We start from the raw sequence: 15,634 nt of genomic DNA on the forward strand, positions 1-15,634 counted from the left end.
GCGAGGTTTTGGCCTGGATTATTGCTGGCCGGGCTTATAGTTAGGGAGGAGCGCCGCGGGAGTAGCCGCCCACCGGCGGGGAACGAGCGGCGAGACCATCAACCCCACCATGAGCGCTGAAGCGCTGAAGGAGCGGATGGCGCGGTAACAGCACATGTTACGAACAACACCGATCGGAACGGAATTGTGATAAAAATCAATGCTATGATTTGGAGGTCATTAGGATGAACCTGAACAAGTATCTGGACGTTGCCCCTGAAGTGGCCGAGGCTGTTGCCGCCGGCAAGCCCGTGGTCGCCCTGGAGTCCACCATTATCTCCCACGGCATGCCCTATCCCCAGAACGTGGAGACCGCGCTGAAGGTGGAGGAGATCATTCGGGAGAACGGCGCTGTGCCCGCCACCATCGCTGTCATCGGCGGCCGGCTCAAAGCCGGCCTGAGCAAGGATGAGATCGAGTACCTGGGCAGGAAGGGCCACGAGGTCACCAAGGCCAGCCGCCGGGATCTGGCGGTGCTGGTTTCCCGCAAGGCCGATGGCGCCACCACCGTTACCACCACCATGATCATCGCCCATATGGCGGGCATCCAGGTCTTCGCCACCGGCGGCATCGGCGGCGTGCACCGGGGCGCCGAGACCACCATGGACATCTCCGCCGACCTGGAGGAGCTCTCCCACACCCCTGTGATGGTGGTCTGCGCCGGTGCCAAGTCCATCCTGGACCTGGGCCTTACCCTGGAGTACCTGGAGACCCACGGCGTGCCTGTCATCGGCTACGGCACCGAGGAGCTGCCTGCCTTCTACACCCGCAAGAGCGGCTTCGGCGTGGATTACCGCATGGACAGCCCCGAGGAGCTGGCCGCCGCGTTCCATGTGAGCCGCGAGATGGACTTCCCCGCCGGCATGCTGGTGACCAATCCCATCCCTGAGGAGTACTCCATGGACCCCGACGTTATCAACAAGGCCATCAATGACGCGGTGGAGGAGGCCAAGGCCCTGGGCATCCACGGCAAGGAGACCACCCCCTTCCTGCTGGCCAAGATCAAGGACATCACCGGCGGCGACTCCCTGAGCTCCAACATCCAGCTGGTGTTCAACAACGCCCGTCTGGCGGCCCGCACCGCCTGCGCCCTGTCCGCGCTGAACTGATCCGCTTTCCCATACCGGCCGCCGAAAGGCGGCCGGTATTTTTTGCATCGGCCGGCAAAAACATGCTTGCATTCCAGTGGGGATTTGGTATACTGTTTGGTAGAATAGTACTACAAATAACGCGGCTTGACCGCGGACAGAAAAGGGGTCGCAAGCATGGAGCTCAAGAACATCAACAGGCTGGAAAAGCCCATCGCCATTGAGGAGATCCGCGTGGTGGTCACGCCCGAGTGGGTGGACCGCTGGGTGGAGCTGGACGACGAGGTGTGGACCAGCCGCCTGAAGGTCTCCGAGGGCTTTTTGGGCAAAGAGATCTGGCTGAGCAGGGACGTGCCCGGCGAGATCAACGTGGTCATCTATTGGGCCGACTACGACATCTGGCAGAGCCATGACAAGTCCGGCTGGTGCATCGAGCTGGACAAGCAGATGGAGGAGCGGATGGAGGGCCACCTGCTGAGCATGGAGTTCAAGTTCAAGGAGAACCAGAAGTTCAAATACTACGAGATGAGCAATATCTGATTTCTGCGCCTGAAACGCCGGCGCGGCCCGTGGGGGGCCGCGCCGGCGTGCCTTTTGTCCTGTTTTCCTTGCGCCGGCTTTCGGTCTGGTATACAATGAAGCTGCGATTTTAACAGAATTTTAAGAAAGGCTAAATGCCTTTTTGGGCTTCCTCCGGTATACTGTAAAGCAGGAAACCGGCGAAAGGAGTTTTGGATATGTCCATCACGCTGGAAGAGATCGAGCGCCTGCGGGAAAAGGCGGACGTCTCCTACGAGGAGGCCCGGGCCGCGCTGGAGCGCAGCAGCGGCGACCTGCTGGAGGCTCTCATCGACCTGGAGCGGCAGGGAAAAATCCGCGCCTCCGGGCAGGGAGGCACCTACAGCACCCGCCCCGGCGCCGCCGGCCCATCCGCCGCCCCGGAGCGGGGCGGAACCCAGAGTTCGGCCTGCCGGGACGGACAGACGACGGAGGAGAAGGGAGCCTGGAAGCGGATCAAAGAACTGCTGCGGACCGGGCTGAATATCATCAGCCCCAGCACCCGGAACCTCTTTGAGATCTGGCGGGACGGACGGATGCTGACCTCCATCCCCATCCTGATCCTGATCATCGCCTTTATCTGTATCTTTTGGATCACGGTGCTGCTGCTCCTTCTGGGACTGGTCCTGGGGTGCCGCTACCGGTTTTCCGGCCCCGACCTGGGGCGGGAGAAGGTCAACAGCGTGATGGATGCGGTGTCGGACACGGCGGCGGATATGCGGGAGACCGTCCAGCGTGAGTTCGGACGAAAGGGCCGCAGAAAATAATACGTTTCCCGCCTGCGGGCGGCGGAGAGGAGAGAGCCGGATGGCGGAAAAGATCCTTCTGGTGGAGGACGAGGAAAAACTGGCCCGGATGGTGGAGCTGGAGCTGCGCTACGAGGGCTATGAGGTGGAAAAGGCCTTTGACGGCCGCACCGGACTGGAGAAGGCCCAGTCCGGGCAGTTCGACCTGGTGCTGCTGGACATCATGCTGCCGGCCCTGTCGGGCATGGAGGTGCTGCGCCGCCTGCGGCGGGAGAGCCAGATCCCCGTCATCATGCTCACGGCCCGGGACACGGTGGTGGATAAGGTCTCCGGCCTGGACTCGGGAGCGGACGACTATATCACCAAGCCCTTTGCCATCGAGGAACTGCTGGCCCGCATCCGGGCCTGCCTGCGCAAGCGCAGCGTATCCGCGGCCCCGGCCAATACCCTGACCGTGGGCCGTCTGGTCATGGATACGGACCGCCACGCCGTCACCGTCCAGGGTACGGCAGTGGAGCTGACCCGGCGGGAATTCGACCTGCTGCGTTACCTGCTGGAGAACAAGGAGCGGGTCATTTCACGGGAATCCCTGCTGGACCACGTGTGGGGCTTCGACTATGTGGGCGAGACCAACGCTGTGGACGTGTACATCCGCTTCCTCCGGGCCAAGCTGGAGGAGCCTTTTGGAGAGAAATTCATCCACACCGTCCGGGGCGTGGGCTACGTCATCCGGGAAGCGCAGTGAGGAGCGTGCTTTATGAGCAGACCTGTAGCGATCGTATATACCTCCAACACCGGGTTCACCGCCCGGTACGCCGCCATGCTGGCCCGGCTGTCCGGTATCCCGGCCTATGACCTGGCACGGAAAAAGGAACTGCCGCCCCAGGGCAGCCCGGTGCTGATGATGGGCTGGATGTGCGCCGGCGCCATCAAGGGCCTGAAGGAGGCGGCAAAGCGCTATGACCTGCGGGGGGTGTGCGCCGTGGGCATGGCGGTGTGCAAAAAAGAGGATCAGGCCAGGCTGGCGGCTGACAACAAGGTAGGCGGCCTGCCCTTTTTCCACCTGCGGGGCGGGTATGCGCCGGAGAAGCTCAGCGGCGTTTACCGGCTGATGATGAAGCCCATGGCCCGGATGGTGGAAAAAGCCCCGGCCGAGACTGAGGAGCAGCGGGCCCTGCGGGATGCCTTTGCCCACGGCGGCGACTGGGTCTCTCAGGAGGCCCTCTCCCCTGTGCTGGACTGGCTGAGCGGTGGGGATTGACCTGTTTTGCCGCGTCCCAAAACCATTCCGGCAGGTGATGATATGAACCAGACCAGATCACAGGCGCCAAAGCCCCTGGAGGGCATCCGTTCCTCCATCGTGCTGCGGCTGAATACAAAGCTTTTTTTCCGCCTGCTGGGGATCTACCTGGGGACGGACCTACTGCTGGCGGTCCTGTGCCTGGGCGGCATGGTCCTGTGGGCTCAGAACCAGTGCGCCGATATCGCGGCGCTGGTGGAGCAGCGGGGCATCCCCTCCGCCGAGACTACCGAGTGGATGGCGGCGGGGGATTACACCGTGGCTGCCCTGGACCGGGAGCCGGAGGGCTATCCCTGTTCCCTCCTCCATCCGCCGGCGGGACTGGAAGAGGCACGGCACAGCCTGGACCTGGGCGGCGGCCTCTCCCCGGAGGGGCAGCCACGGCTCACCCGGGCCGTCTATACCGTGGAGCTGAAAAACAGCGCCGGGGAGCCCTACGCCATCCGGCTGGACGTGGAGTCCACGGTGAACGTGATGAGTCTGGCGCTGCGGGTGTTACTGGTCTGCCAGGCTCTCTCCCTGGTGTGCAACCTCTTTAAAAACGCGGGCACCATCCGCAAGACACTCAGGCCCATTCAGGAGCTGGCCGCCGCCGCCAACCGGCTGGGGCACCCCAGCGCCATGTCCCCGGAGGAGCTGCAGGCGCTGGCGGGCAAGCTGGATCAGATCAACGCCACCCATCTGGACACCCGCATCTCGGTGACGGGCACCCAGAAGGAGCTGCAGACCCTGGCCCAGGCCATCAACGCCATGCTGGACCGGATCAACGAGGCCTACCGTTCCCAGATGCGTTTCGTGTCCGACGCCAGCCATGAGCTGCGTACCCCCATCGCCGTCATCCAGGGCTACGCCAATCTGCTCAACCGCTGGGGCAAGGACGATCCCACCACCCGGCAGGAGGCCATCGACGCCATCAGGGGCGAGGCCGACGCCATGAAGGAGCTGGTGGAGCAGCTCCTCTTCCTGGCCCGGGGGGACAACGACTCCATGCACATCGAGATGGAGTTCTTTGACCTGACTGAGGTGGCGGCCGAGGTCTTCAAGGAGACCGGGATGATCGACCAGACCCACGTGTTCCGCCACGAGTGGGACAGCATGGTACCCATCCGGGCCGACGTGGGACTGACCAAGCAGGCCCTGCGTATTCTGGTGGACAACGCCATCAAATATACCCCCGCCGGCGGGACCATCACCCTGTCGGTGCGGGGGGAGGACGGCGTGGCCCGTCTGTCGGTGCAGGACGAGGGACAGGGTATCGACGCCCAGTCTCTGCCCCACATCTTTGACCGCTTCTACCGCACCGACGAGTCCCGTACCCGCCAGACCGGAGGCACCGGCCTGGGACTGGCCATCGCCAAGTGGATCGTGGAGCGCCACGGCGGCTGGTTCGAGGTGGCCTCCTGGGAGGGAGTGGGTACCCGGATGACCATGGTGCTCCCCATGGACGGTGCCGCCGCTCAGGACCCGCCCCGGGATCAGAATGCCCGGAGCGCGTAACAGATGAAAAAACTCGCTGCCGGGAAGGCAGGGGGTTCATGAGACAGTAGCAGCCACAGCAGTTACCCTGCTGTGGCTGTTCTTGTGTTTTATCCTGTTATGTGATAATCTGGAACCGAACAGACCTACAAACCGGAATTTGAGGAGGAATAGAAATGTCCTCATTATTGCAATCTACATTAAATACCCGACCGTTACCGACCGGAGATATGCGTTTCATCAGAAGTGATTGCCCTGAAAAACTGACGGACGAAGAAGTAGAATGGCTACTGCAAAACCATGTTACCACGGTTGTAGACTTACGGGAAAAGAAAGAATATGAGCGAAAACCCTGTCGCCTCGAAACAGAAGATGGATTCACATTTTATCATATGCCGGTAACCGGCGGAGGTGACACACCCAAATCACCCGAGGAAGTGGCATCTGTTTACCTGGGGATGCTGGATAAACAGATGGACAAGATTATTCAAACGATTCTGGATGCAAAAAGCAATGTTCTATATTTCTGCGGAGCAGGAAAAGACAGGACAGGTGTTGTATCAGCAATCATACTGAAGAAGTTGGGTTTTGACGACCAGACAATTATTGATGATTATATGAAAACGAAAGAGAATTTGCTTGGCTTTCTGACAGATTATGTAAAAAAGCATCCGCAAGTGGATATAAACACCGTTATTCCAAACGAGAATAATATCAGAAAGGTTTTGGATACACTTTAGCGAGTTTGGGAAAAGGGCGCACTTCTATACAGGGGCAAACCCCGTATGCGCTCCCCGCGAGACAGGCAGCCTGGAAAAATAGATGTCCGGGCTGTTTTGCGTCAATTAGCTCCGAACAAGGGGTTGCTCCCCTTGCGCCGCTTTGCGGCTATACTCTCAAGGCAAAAGGCGTGACCACGAAAGTCACGCCTTTTGCATATCATATTTTACTGTCTTACGAACGCTGCCCGAACGGCAGCGAGTTTTTTGTGGAACGGAGAGCTTTCCTGGCCGCCGCTAGTCCTCCAGCAGGTGGAGGCGGCCCTTGGGGAAGGTGAGGATGATCCGGGTGCCCTGGCCCGGCTCCGACTGGGCCTGGATGGACAGTCCCAGCCGCCGGCAGAGCTTGCGGCAGAGGTAGAGCCCCAATCCGGTGGACCTGGTGGACAAAAGGCGGCCGTTGGCTCCGGTGAAGCCCTTGTCAAAGATCCGGGGCAGATCCTCCGGCGGGATACCGGGGCCGTTGTCCGCCACCGTCAGGAGCACCGCGTACCGCTCCTCCCGGCAGGAGAACGAGAGGGTGGGTGACGGCCCATGGTATTTGACGGCGTTGGAAATGAGCTGGCCCAGGATGAACTCCACCCATTTGGAGTCGGTATACACCACGGCGGACCAGGTCCCCGGGTCCAGCCGGAACCCGGCGGCGATCAGGGGGCGGGAATAGCGCCGCAGGGCGGAGCGGACGCAGTCCTCCAGGGCCATGGCCTTGACCAGATAGTCCCGGTCCACCGAGCCGCTGCGGGCGTAGAAGAGGGCCTGCTCCACACAGCCGTCGATGCGGAAAAGCTCCTCGTCCAGCCGCTCGGCCAGGGGGCCGGGGTGGTTCTCCAGCAGGAGCCGGGCCGAGGCGATGGGGGTCTTGACCTCGTGGACCCAGGTCTCCACATACTCCCGGTACTCCCGGCTCTCCCGCCGGGCGGCGGAGACCTGGTCGTTCATGCTGTGGGCGGTGCGGGAGAGAACCTGGCAGAGCAGGTCGCCCTCTGGAAAGCCGGGCTCCCGCAGCAGCCCGGGGAGCAGATAGGCCTCCTCCAGGGCGTCCAGCTCCTCGATTACCCGGCGGTAGAAGAAGCGGCGGCGGACATAGTCCAGCCCCAGGGGCACCAGAACGCACAGGGCGAACACGGCGCAGAGAAAGCCCACGGCGGAGGGCCCCAGCCCCAGAGAAAAGAGAAGGAAGGCGGTGAACACCAGGCCCAGTCCCAACCCGAGAAGGGAGGCGGCCCGGTCCCGCAGAAAGGCGGTCACAGACATAGCTGATACCCCTGGCCCCGGCGGGTGGCCAGGGCGCCGGTGAGGCCGAGCTCCTCCAGACGCCGGCGCAGCCGGGCCACGTTCACGGTGAGGGTGTTGTCATCCACAAAGGCTTCGGTCTGCCACAGGGCGTCCATCAGGGCGGCCCGGGAGACGATGCGCCCCGGCTCAGCCATGAGCCGCTGGAGGATGCGGGCCTCGTTGCGGGTGAGCTGGACTTCCTGCCCGTTCAGGGCGGCAGTTCCCCGGCCCAGGTCCAGAGAGAGGGCGCCGCAGGTCAGGGCGGGGGCCGGACCGGAGGGATAGGTCCGCTGGAGCAGCCGGGCCACCCGGGCCAGCAGGATCTGGGCGCTGTAGGGCTTGGCCAGGAAGTCGTCGGCCCCCAGGTCGATGCTCATCAGCTCGTCCAGCTCGGTGTCCCGGCTGGTGACCACGATGATGGGCAGGTCGGACTGCCGCCGCAGCTCCCGGCAGATCTGCAGGCCATCCTGCCGGGGCAGGTTCAGGTCCAGCAGGACCAGGTGGGCCCCGGAGGCAAGAGCCTGCTCCGCCGTGCGGGAAAACTCCTGCGGGGCCTCACAGAGGTAGCCGTAGCGCTCCAGCAGGGCGGTGAGCTCCCGGCGGATGCCCGGGTCATCCTCCGCGATGAAGATCTTATGGGGCAACCGGGGTCACCTCCTCGGCGCTCTGGGGCGGGAGCAGGGCCAGCAGTGCCCGGACCTGGGCGTTGAGGGTCTCCACGTCGGGGGCGGGGACCGGTTTATCGGACAGGCCGGCGGTATGTTTCAAGGTCAGGATGCGCAGAACGCTCTCATCCAGCCGCGCCCGGGAGATGCGGCCGGAGCGGAGGGCGGAGAGCAGCGCGTCCCGGGCTTGAGCGAGGGGCTCGGCGCCGTGGCATACCAGCAGCAGGTCGCAGCCGGCCTCCACCGCCAGCACCGCCGCCTCCCCTGTGCTGTAAGTACCGGAGACGGCGCCCATGGTCAGATCGTCGGTGACCACCACGCCGTCAAAGCCCATCTCCCCCCGGAGCAGGCCGTCCACCACCTTGGGGGAGAGGGAGGCGGGCAGCTCCGGGTCGATCCCCGTCTCCAGGATATGGCCTACCATGATGGCCGGGACACCCCGGCGGATGGCCTCGGCAAAGGGCAGAAGCTCCCGGGCGCGAAGCTCCTCCAGGGACCGCTCCACCACCGGCAGGCCGGTGTGGGAGTCCGTCAGCGTGTCGCCGTGGCCGGGGAAATGCTTGACCACCGGGATCACATCCCGGTCGCAGATCCCCTCCCACACCGCGCTGCCCGCGGCGGCCACGGTCTGAGCATCGGTGCCCAGGGCACGGTCGGCGATGACGGTGTTCTCCGGGTTGGACCAGATATCCAGACAGGGGGCGAAGTCCATGTTCAGGCCAAAGGCGGCGCACTCATCTCCCAGCAGCCGGCCCAGCCGGGAGCAGAGGGAGAGATTCTCCGCCTGACCGAAGGTGAGGGGGGAGGGAACGTCCAAAAGCTCCGGGGGCATGCGGGACACACGGCCCCCCTCCTCGTCCACCGAGAGGAAGAGGGGGATATCGCTCTGGTTGAGGGCCTTGAGGGAGTTGGTGAGGGCGGCGAGCTGTTCCGCGCTCTCCGCGTTGCGGGAGAAGAGGATGACGCCCCCCACCTGGAAGCGCCGGATGGCGTCCTCAGCGTCCTCCCCGGCGGCGGTGCCCTCAAAACCGCAGATAAGGAGCTGGCCCACCTTCTGCTCGTCGGTCATGGCGTCCAGCTGGGCGTGAATGGGATCGGGCGTGGGCGTGGGCGTGGGCGTAGGCGTAGGGGAGGGGGCTGCGGTGGGAACAGGCGCCGCCGGAGCGGAAGAAGGCGCGGCGGAGGGTGTGACAGACGCTCCGGGCGTGGGCGAGGGAAGGCCCGCGGCGGGGGTGCAGCCCTGCAGCAGAAGGACAGAGATGAGGCAGAGGGGGAGGAGCTGTTTCATCATCGCTTGTTTCGCCCCTTTCTGTGTTTCGGCCCGTGAGAGGGATGGCGGCCGGGGCGCCGCCCCACCCGCCGCTCGGAGGGCCGTTCCCGGTCCGCCGTGCCGGGGGAGGGGGAGCGGGGCGCGTGACCGGGGAGACGGAAAACGATCTGTCCGCTGCCCGGGTCGGCGGAGGCGCACACCACCTGCAGCAGCGTGCCCAGGGTGTAGCGCTCTTCCCCGTGGGAGAGGGTCATATGGGCCTCGTCAAAGGTATAAGGAGGAGCGGGCAGGGCCTCCGCCGGGAGGAAACCCTCCGCGCCGCCCTCGACCAGGACGAACAGGCCGAAGCGGGTGACGCCGGAGACGGCGGCGGCAAAGGTCTCCCCGGTGCGGGAGGCCATATACTCGGCCAGATAGCGCTTTTCGATCTCCCGCTCGGCGGTCTGGGCGGAGAGCTCCCGCTCCGAGGACTGGCGGGCGGCCTTGCCCACGGCGGAGGAGAGCTTCTGTCCCGTTTTGCCCTCCATGGTGCCGTCCAGCAGGGCGGTGAGACAGCGGTGGACCATCAGGTCGGGATAGCGGCGGATGGGAGAGGTGAAGTGGCAGTAGTAGGGGGCGGCCAGGCCGAAATGCCCCAGATTCTGAGGCTCGTACCGGGCCTTCATCAGCGAGCGGAGCACGGTGGTGTGGACCAGGAATTCCTGCGGTGTGCCCCGGGCCTGGTCCAGCAGCTTCTGGAGGGAGAAGTTGTCCGGCTCCCGCACGTCGTAGCCCAGGGGAGCGAGCATGGCGCGCAGGGCGTCAGCCTTTTCCGCCGAGGGTTTTTCGTGAATGCGGTAGACCGCCGGGGCCTGGAGCTGGGAGAGGTGCCGGGCCACGCACTCGTTGGCGGCCAGCATGAAGGACTCGATGATCCCCTCGCTCTCGCCGGGGGCCCGGGCCCGGATGGACACCGGGCGGCCCTCGTCGTCGCAGAGGATCTCGCTCTCCCGGCTCTCCAGGTCCAATCCGCCCCGGAGACGGCGGCGGCGCTCCAGCACCCGGGAGAGACCGGCCATCTCCCGCAGCATGGGAAGGATGTGGGCATACCGCTCCTCCAGCTCAGGACTGCCGCCCTGGAGCAGGGCGTTGCAGTCCGGGTAACTCATGCGCTCGGCGGTGCGGATGGCCGACTTGGCGATGCGGTATTCCGCCACCGAGCCGTCGGGGGCGAGGGTCATGATACAGGAGAGGGTGAGCCGGTCCACACGGGGGTTGAGGGAGCAGATGCCGTTGGAGAGCTCGGTGGGGAGCATGGGGACGACCTGGTCGGCGAAGTAGACCGAGGTGCCCCGCTGCCAGGCCTCCACGTCCAGAGGGGAACCCATGGGGACATAGTGGCTCACGTCGGCAATGTGGACCCCCAGCACCGGCCGGCCCTGGCCGTCCCGCTCCAGAGAGACGGCGTCATCCAGATCCCGGGCGTGCTCGCCGTCAATGGTGATGATGAGCTTGTCCCGCAGGTCCAGCCGTCCCGCCAGGGCGGAGGGGTCCACCGCCTGGGGCGCCCGGGCGGCCTGCTCCAGCACCGGGGGCGGGAATTGGCGGTGGATCCCCTGCTCGAAGAGGATGGCCTCCACGGCGGCCTCCCGGCTGCCGTCCCGGCCAAAGACCTCCGCCAGGGCGCCCATGGGGGGCTGCTTGGCGGTGCCGTAGCTGGAAATCTTCACCGCCGCCTTGTCCCCGGGGCGGAAACCGGCGGTCCGGCCTACCACCAGGATGGGGTCGCGCAGCTTGTCCCCGTCGGGCACCAGCCAGGTCTCCCGGTTGTGCTTGCGCACCGCGCCGGTCACCGTCCGGTTGGCGCGCTTCAGAACGGAAATGACCCGGGCCTCCCGCTTTTCGCCAGGGGCAGAGGGGCCGCCCTCTGGCCGGATGGTCACGGTGTCGCCGTTCCAGGCGCCGTTTTCCATCCGGGGCGGGATGAAATAGTCCCTGCCGGCTCCCTCCTCTCCGGAGGGGGTGACAAAGCCGAAGCCCCGGCCGGCGGCGTGGTAAACACCGGTGATGAGGGGATCGGAATGAGCGTGTTTTGACATGGATATCTCCTTTTTTCTAATCAGATAGCTTGAAAAGGATCAGAAATTCTTTTTAATTCCTGCGGCTCTTCTTGGCCGCAGCAGGCCGCCCGCCAGCCCGGAGCGCCGTAGGAGCGGAACCACAACCCCCGGAAGATGCCGCTCTCGCCGGGGGAGAGCAGGGGAACGGCGATGGAACGGGGCGCGACGTTCAAGCCCTGGCCGGTGTATTTTACAAAGCTCTCCTTCAAAGTCCAGAGTGTGTAAAAGTCCTCCCAGCGGCCGCCCCGCCCGGTGAACCATTGGAATTCCCGGTCGGAGAGGGCGAACCGGGGCAGGCCGGGCCGCCGGGGCCGGACCCGCTCCACATCCACCCCGAGCGGGGCGTCTCCCACGCCGCACAGGGCGAAGGGGCCGCTGTGGCTGAGGCTGAACTGGAGCGGGGCGTTTTCCAGACAGGGCTTGCCGCCGGGGGAGCGGGCAAAGACGGGGGACTCCAGACCGAAGTCCTCCGCCAGAACGGCGCGCAGCAGGGCGTGGGCGGCGGAGCGGCCGTCCTCCGCTGCGGAAAAAAAGAGCGTGAGCAAGCGTATCCACCCCCAGCGTATGAGCTGTCTCCATTTTACCCGATTTGACGGGAGATTACAACGCCGCTCCGGCTGGGAGAAGGGGAAGAAAGCTTACAAAAACGTCACAAAAACGTAAGAGAGTTCGATGGCGGGCGGGGGCGATCGGGAGGTACAATGGAGGGGACAAAAGGAGGAACAGCATATGGAACCTATTCTGACCGTTTCCCATCTTCAGAAGTATTACGGCAGCCGGGGCAATGTGAACCGGGCCATCGACGATATCAGCTTCGAGGTGATGCCCGGCGAGTTTGTGGGCATCATGGGCGCGTCGGGCAGCGGAAAGACCACCCTGCTCAACTGCATCTCCACCATCGACGCCGCCACCGGCGGGCAGATCGTCATCGACGGGGAGGATATCACCCGCCTCAATGCCAAAAAGCTCTCCCGATTCCGGCGGGAGCGGCTGGGCTTCGTGTTTCAGGACTGCAACCTGCTGGACACCCTCACCGGCTTTGAGAACATCGCTCTGGCCCTCACCATCCTTCACCGGGGGGCGGGGGAGATCGAGGAGAAGGTCAGGGAGACCGCCCGGCTGCTGGAGATCGAGGAGTGCCTGGACCGGTATCCCTACCAGATGTCGGGCGGCCAGCGGCAGCGGACGGCGGCGGCCCGGGCCATCATCACCGAGCCCGCCCTCATCCTGGCCGACGAGCCCACCGGTGCGCTGGACTCCAAATCGGCCCGGCTGCTGCTGGACCGCTTCGAGGACCTGAATCTGGGCCGGAAGGCCACCATTCTGATGGTCACCCACGACGCCTTTACCGCCAGCTACTGCCACCGCATCCTGTTCATCAAGGACGGGAAGCGGTTCACCGAGCTGGTACGGGGAGACGACAGCCGCAAGAACTTCTTTGCCCGGATCATCCAGGTGGTCACTCTGCTGGGAGGTGCGTGCGACGATGTTCTGTAAGCTGGCCCGGAAAAACGTGGTGCGCAGCGTCCGGGACTATACCCTCTATTTTCTGACGCTGCTCTTCGGCGTATGCGTGTTCTATGTATTCAACTCGCTGGAGACCCAGTGGGTGATGGAGATCCTGGCCCAGGGGTCGGGAAAGATGATGGTGGACGCCATTTTGCAGCTCATGGACGTGATATCGGTGTTCGTGTCGGTAGTGCTGGCCTTTCTGATCCTGTACGCCAACCGCTTTATGCTCCGGCGACGGAAGCGGGAGCTGGGTATCTATCTGCTGCTGGGCATGGAGCAGCGGAAGGTGGCCCTCATCCTCTTCCTGGAGACCCTGATCATCGGCGTGCTGGCCCTGGCGGCGGGGCTGGTGCTGGGCGTATTGGCGGCCCAGTTTTTGTCGGCCTTTACCGCCGGACTCTTCGCCGTGACGGTGGAGCAGTTCCACTTCGTGTTCTCCTGGAAGGGCGTGGTCAAGACCGCGCTGTATTTCGGTGTCATCTTCCTGCTGGTGATGGGCTTCAACTCCTTCTCGGTGGCCCGGCAGAAGCTTATCCGCCTGCTCCAGGCCGAGCGGCAGAACGAGGACCTGAAGCTGCGCTCCATCCCTGCGGCGGCGGCCATGTTCGTGGTGGGCGTGGCCCTGATCGGCACGGCCTACTGGATGCTCTTCGAGCGGGGGCTGCTCACTCTGGACCCGGGTTTCTGGCTGATGCTGCTGCTGGGCAGCGCGGGCACCCTGCTCTTTTTCCGCTCCCTGTCCGGCTTTCTGCTGCGGCTGTGCCAGAATCATAAGAAACTCTATTACAACGGGCTCAATATGTTTATCCTGCGGCAGTTCAACTCCAGGATTACCACCAACTACTGGTCCATGACGGTGGTCTGCCTGATGCTGCTGCTGGCCATCGGCATCACCGCCTGCTCGGTGGGCCTGAACAACACTGTGGCCGGTATGGTAGAGCGGGACTCTCCCTTCGATATGACTTATGAGATCTGGCTGGATGACAACAGCGTCCGCCTGGACCTGGAGCAGATTCTGACGGAGGCGGGCTTCGACGTGGAGCGGGACCTGCCCCGGCGGGCCCAGGTGAGCGTCTGCCTGCTGGAGACGGCGCCGGGCGCGGAGCCGTCAGAGGACGGGGAAAGCCCCTCCAACGCGCTGGCCATCTCACAGCGGGATGCCAATGTGCTGCTGTCCCTGCTGGGACGGGAGGAGACGGACCTGCCTCAGGACGGCTACGGCGTTCTGCGCGGGACCTCTTCCAAAAGTGAGGAGCAGGCGCTCCGCCTCAAAACGGAGCGGCCGGATCTGACGGTGGACGGCAAAACATATCACCTGGAGGAGGCGGCCTGGCGGGAGGACACGGTCTTTACCGACGGCGGCGTCCACGGCAATATCCTGATCCTGCCCGACGCCGCGCTGGAGGGTCGGGCGCCCTTCAAGCAGATGCTGGTGGGCGATTATCCCGCCGGCGGCAGTGCCGAGCAGACCGAGGAGCGGCTGCAGGCGGCCGGGGAGCGGCTGCCCGAAGTCATCGGGCGCTATACCAAAGAGGGCTACGGCATTACCCGCAGCACCAAACTGGCTAATTATACGGACCAGATGGGGACCAAGCTGCTGGTGCTTTTCCTGGGAATGTATCTGGGCATCATTTTCCTGGTGACCTCGGCGGCGGTACTGGCTCTGCAGCAGGTCTCCCAGGCGGCGGACAACGCCGGGCGCTACCGGATCCTCTCCCGCCTGGGGGTGGAGGAGAAGATGCAGGCGCGCTCGGTGGACGTGCAGGTGTTTCTGTCCTTCTTCCTGCCCCTGTCCCTGGCGGTGGTGCACTCTATTGTGGGGATGCGGGCGGCCAATAAAGTCATTGCCCAGGTGGGCAGGCTGGATGTAGTGGCCAGCAGCACGGCTGCGGCAGTCTTTATTCTGGTGGTCTATGGAGCTTATTTTCTGGCTACCTGCCAGGCCAGCCGGCGCATCGTCCGGGAACGCTGAGAAAAGCGGGAAATATCTCTTGAAATCGGCCCTGTTCTGTGCTATCATAAAAAATACATTTGATAAGGGCGGCCGCAGTGCGCCCAAAATCAGAAGACAGCGCCCCCTGGGGCCGAAAGGAAAGATGTAACGTGCTGAAGATCATCCTGAGTGTCGTCCTCGTTCTGGTGGAGCTGGCGCTTATTATGGTAGTTATGCTCCAGTCCGGCAAGAGCGCCGGCCTGTCCGGCAGCATCGCCGGCGTGGCGGACACTTTTATGGCTAAGAACAAGGCCAAAGGCTGGGACGCCAAGTTGGCCCGTTGGACCAAGTGGGTGGCAGTGGCGTTTGCCGTGCTGGCCGTGGTGATCTGCCTGCTGTAAGCGGCGGACAACAGAATCCGAGCCTGGATCCCTCCTGACGCGTCCGAGCGGACCGCATCAGGAGGGATTTCTGCGTTCATAGTGCGTTCATTAGGATATGGGGAAGGACAGAGAAGAATTTTCGGATTTTTTTCGAAAAAGGTGTTGACAAAAGGGGCGGGAGTTGGTATTATATCTGAGCGCCTCACGAGGGGGCACCTGGAAGATGGGACACAGCGGCGGAAAGCAGGAGCGGTCCTGAAAAAGGTGTTGACAAGTGAGAGCGGATGTGCTAAACTAAATGAGTTCGCACGGAAGCGGCGGTTGGATGAGAGAGCTTCGGAAAAGCGGTTCTGAGGGCTGAAAAGCCCCGGAAAAGCCTGAAAAAAGTTCTTGACAAACGAAACTGAGTGTGATAAAATAGTCGAGCACTTGACCGAGAGGTCGAAGCGTGTACCTTGTAAATTAAACAACGTGAAAGAAACACGAAGCACCAGAAGGACAAGTTGTCCTT

General features: G+C 63.6%; 15 protein-coding genes. 10 read left to right on the forward strand and 5 right to left on the reverse strand.

Features of this window, described 5'->3' with window-relative positions; translation table 11 throughout:
- The first annotated feature begins 224 nt into the window (after nucleotides 1-224).
- From ACTNBZ_RS13805 to ACTNBZ_RS13835, 7 genes are all read left to right on the forward strand, one after another.
- Nucleotides 225-1,148 carry a pseudouridine-5'-phosphate glycosidase gene (locus tag ACTNBZ_RS13805; RefSeq protein ID WP_441210793.1) on the forward strand — a complete coding sequence of 308 codons (924 nt, stop codon included), beginning with the start codon at nucleotides 225-227 and terminating at the stop codon, nucleotides 1,146-1,148.
- 156 nt (nucleotides 1,149-1,304) lie between these two features.
- On the forward strand, nucleotides 1,305-1,667 hold the full coding sequence (locus ACTNBZ_RS13810) for a TIGR03792 family protein (protein WP_441210795.1): 363 nt from the start codon (nucleotides 1,305-1,307) through the stop codon (nucleotides 1,665-1,667).
- 197 nt (nucleotides 1,668-1,864) lie between these two features.
- Nucleotides 1,865-2,452 (forward strand): ubiquitin, encoded by a 588-nt coding sequence (locus ACTNBZ_RS13815; RefSeq protein ID WP_441210797.1) that lies wholly within the window; start codon nucleotides 1,865-1,867, stop codon nucleotides 2,450-2,452.
- Between the two features lie 40 nt (nucleotides 2,453-2,492).
- Nucleotides 2,493-3,176 (forward strand): response regulator transcription factor, encoded by a 684-nt coding sequence (locus tag ACTNBZ_RS13820; RefSeq protein WP_441210799.1) that lies wholly within the window; start codon nucleotides 2,493-2,495, stop codon nucleotides 3,174-3,176.
- 12 nt (nucleotides 3,177-3,188) lie between these two features.
- On the forward strand, nucleotides 3,189-3,692 hold the full coding sequence (locus tag ACTNBZ_RS13825) for a hypothetical protein (protein ID WP_441210801.1): 504 nt from the start codon (nucleotides 3,189-3,191) through the stop codon (nucleotides 3,690-3,692).
- Nucleotides 3,693-3,734: 42 nt separating this feature from the next.
- Complete coding sequence (locus ACTNBZ_RS13830) at nucleotides 3,735-5,228, forward strand: sensor histidine kinase (protein ID WP_441210802.1); 1,494 nt, start codon at nucleotides 3,735-3,737, stop codon at nucleotides 5,226-5,228.
- Nucleotides 5,229-5,383: 155 nt separating this feature from the next.
- A complete protein-coding gene (locus ACTNBZ_RS13835; RefSeq protein WP_441210804.1) occupies nucleotides 5,384-5,947 on the forward strand; it encodes a tyrosine-protein phosphatase in 564 nt (187 codons plus the stop codon).
- A gap of 276 nt (nucleotides 5,948-6,223) precedes the next feature.
- Here ACTNBZ_RS13835 and ACTNBZ_RS13840 read toward each other — a convergent pair whose 3' ends face one another.
- Genes ACTNBZ_RS13840 through ACTNBZ_RS13860 form a run of 5 tightly spaced genes read right to left on the reverse strand, consistent with a single transcriptional unit; the run spans nucleotide 6,224 to nucleotide 11,840 of the window.
- On the reverse strand, nucleotides 6,224-7,240 hold the full coding sequence (locus ACTNBZ_RS13840) for a sensor histidine kinase (protein ID WP_441210806.1): 1,017 nt from the start codon (nucleotides 7,238-7,240) through the stop codon (nucleotides 6,224-6,226).
- Nucleotides 7,231-7,905, reverse strand: coding sequence for a response regulator transcription factor (locus tag ACTNBZ_RS13845; RefSeq protein ID WP_441210808.1), 675 nt, complete (start codon nucleotides 7,903-7,905; stop codon nucleotides 7,231-7,233). The genes ACTNBZ_RS13840 and ACTNBZ_RS13845 overlap by 10 nt, the downstream gene beginning before the upstream one ends.
- Nucleotides 7,895-9,217: a beta-N-acetylhexosaminidase gene (nagZ, locus tag ACTNBZ_RS13850; RefSeq protein WP_441210810.1), complete on the reverse strand. Its 1,323-nt coding sequence runs from the start codon at nucleotides 9,215-9,217 to the stop codon at nucleotides 7,895-7,897. The genes ACTNBZ_RS13845 and nagZ overlap by 11 nt, the downstream gene beginning before the upstream one ends.
- Complete coding sequence (rnr, locus tag ACTNBZ_RS13855; protein WP_441210812.1) at nucleotides 9,214-11,274, reverse strand: ribonuclease R; 2,061 nt, start codon at nucleotides 11,272-11,274, stop codon at nucleotides 9,214-9,216. The genes nagZ and rnr overlap by 4 nt, the downstream gene beginning before the upstream one ends.
- A 20-nt stretch (nucleotides 11,275-11,294) precedes the next feature.
- Nucleotides 11,295-11,840 (reverse strand): 4'-phosphopantetheinyl transferase family protein, encoded by a 546-nt coding sequence (locus ACTNBZ_RS13860; RefSeq protein WP_441210814.1) that lies wholly within the window; start codon nucleotides 11,838-11,840, stop codon nucleotides 11,295-11,297.
- 184 nt (nucleotides 11,841-12,024) lie between these two features.
- On the opposite strand from ACTNBZ_RS13860, the gene ACTNBZ_RS13865 reads away from it, so the two are divergent.
- From ACTNBZ_RS13865 to secG, 3 genes are all read left to right on the forward strand, one after another.
- Nucleotides 12,025-12,792, forward strand: coding sequence for an ABC transporter ATP-binding protein (locus tag ACTNBZ_RS13865; RefSeq protein WP_441210816.1), 768 nt, complete (start codon nucleotides 12,025-12,027; stop codon nucleotides 12,790-12,792).
- Nucleotides 12,782-14,779 (forward strand): FtsX-like permease family protein, encoded by a 1,998-nt coding sequence (locus ACTNBZ_RS13870; RefSeq protein WP_441210818.1) that lies wholly within the window; start codon nucleotides 12,782-12,784, stop codon nucleotides 14,777-14,779. The genes ACTNBZ_RS13865 and ACTNBZ_RS13870 overlap by 11 nt, the downstream gene beginning before the upstream one ends.
- A 131-nt stretch (nucleotides 14,780-14,910) precedes the next feature.
- Complete coding sequence (gene secG / locus ACTNBZ_RS13875) at nucleotides 14,911-15,141, forward strand: preprotein translocase subunit SecG (protein ID WP_441210820.1); 231 nt, start codon at nucleotides 14,911-14,913, stop codon at nucleotides 15,139-15,141.
- Nucleotides 15,142-15,634: the final 493 nt, after the last annotated feature.

Source organism: Pseudoflavonifractor sp. HCP28S3_F10, assembly GCF_052065415.1.
Classification (GTDB): Bacteria; Bacillota; Clostridia; order Oscillospirales; family Oscillospiraceae; genus Pseudoflavonifractor_A.

What these genes read in the sequence shown, in the direction of transcription:
- rnr (WP_441210812.1), bottom strand. Translation starts at nt 11,274, where the DNA reads ATGTCAAAACACGCTCATTCCGATCCCCTCATCACCGGTGTTTACCAC.
- ACTNBZ_RS13825 (WP_441210801.1), top strand. Translation starts at nt 3,189, where the DNA reads ATGAGCAGACCTGTAGCGATCGTATATACCTCCAACACCGGGTTCACC.
- ACTNBZ_RS13820 (WP_441210799.1), top strand. Translation starts at nt 2,493, where the DNA reads ATGGCGGAAAAGATCCTTCTGGTGGAGGACGAGGAAAAACTGGCCCGG.
- ACTNBZ_RS13815 (WP_441210797.1), top strand. Translation starts at nt 1,865, where the DNA reads ATGTCCATCACGCTGGAAGAGATCGAGCGCCTGCGGGAAAAGGCGGAC.
- ACTNBZ_RS13870 (WP_441210818.1), top strand. Translation starts at nt 12,782, where the DNA reads ATGTTCTGTAAGCTGGCCCGGAAAAACGTGGTGCGCAGCGTCCGGGAC.
- ACTNBZ_RS13840 (WP_441210806.1), bottom strand. Translation starts at nt 7,240, where the DNA reads ATGTCTGTGACCGCCTTTCTGCGGGACCGGGCCGCCTCCCTTCTCGGG.
- ACTNBZ_RS13805 (WP_441210793.1), top strand. Translation starts at nt 225, where the DNA reads ATGAACCTGAACAAGTATCTGGACGTTGCCCCTGAAGTGGCCGAGGCT.
- ACTNBZ_RS13810 (WP_441210795.1), top strand. Translation starts at nt 1,305, where the DNA reads ATGGAGCTCAAGAACATCAACAGGCTGGAAAAGCCCATCGCCATTGAG.
- ACTNBZ_RS13865 (WP_441210816.1), top strand. Translation starts at nt 12,025, where the DNA reads ATGGAACCTATTCTGACCGTTTCCCATCTTCAGAAGTATTACGGCAGC.
- nagZ (WP_441210810.1), bottom strand. Translation starts at nt 9,217, where the DNA reads ATGATGAAACAGCTCCTCCCCCTCTGCCTCATCTCTGTCCTTCTGCTG.
- ACTNBZ_RS13830 (WP_441210802.1), top strand. Translation starts at nt 3,735, where the DNA reads ATGAACCAGACCAGATCACAGGCGCCAAAGCCCCTGGAGGGCATCCGT.
- ACTNBZ_RS13835 (WP_441210804.1), top strand. Translation starts at nt 5,384, where the DNA reads ATGTCCTCATTATTGCAATCTACATTAAATACCCGACCGTTACCGACC.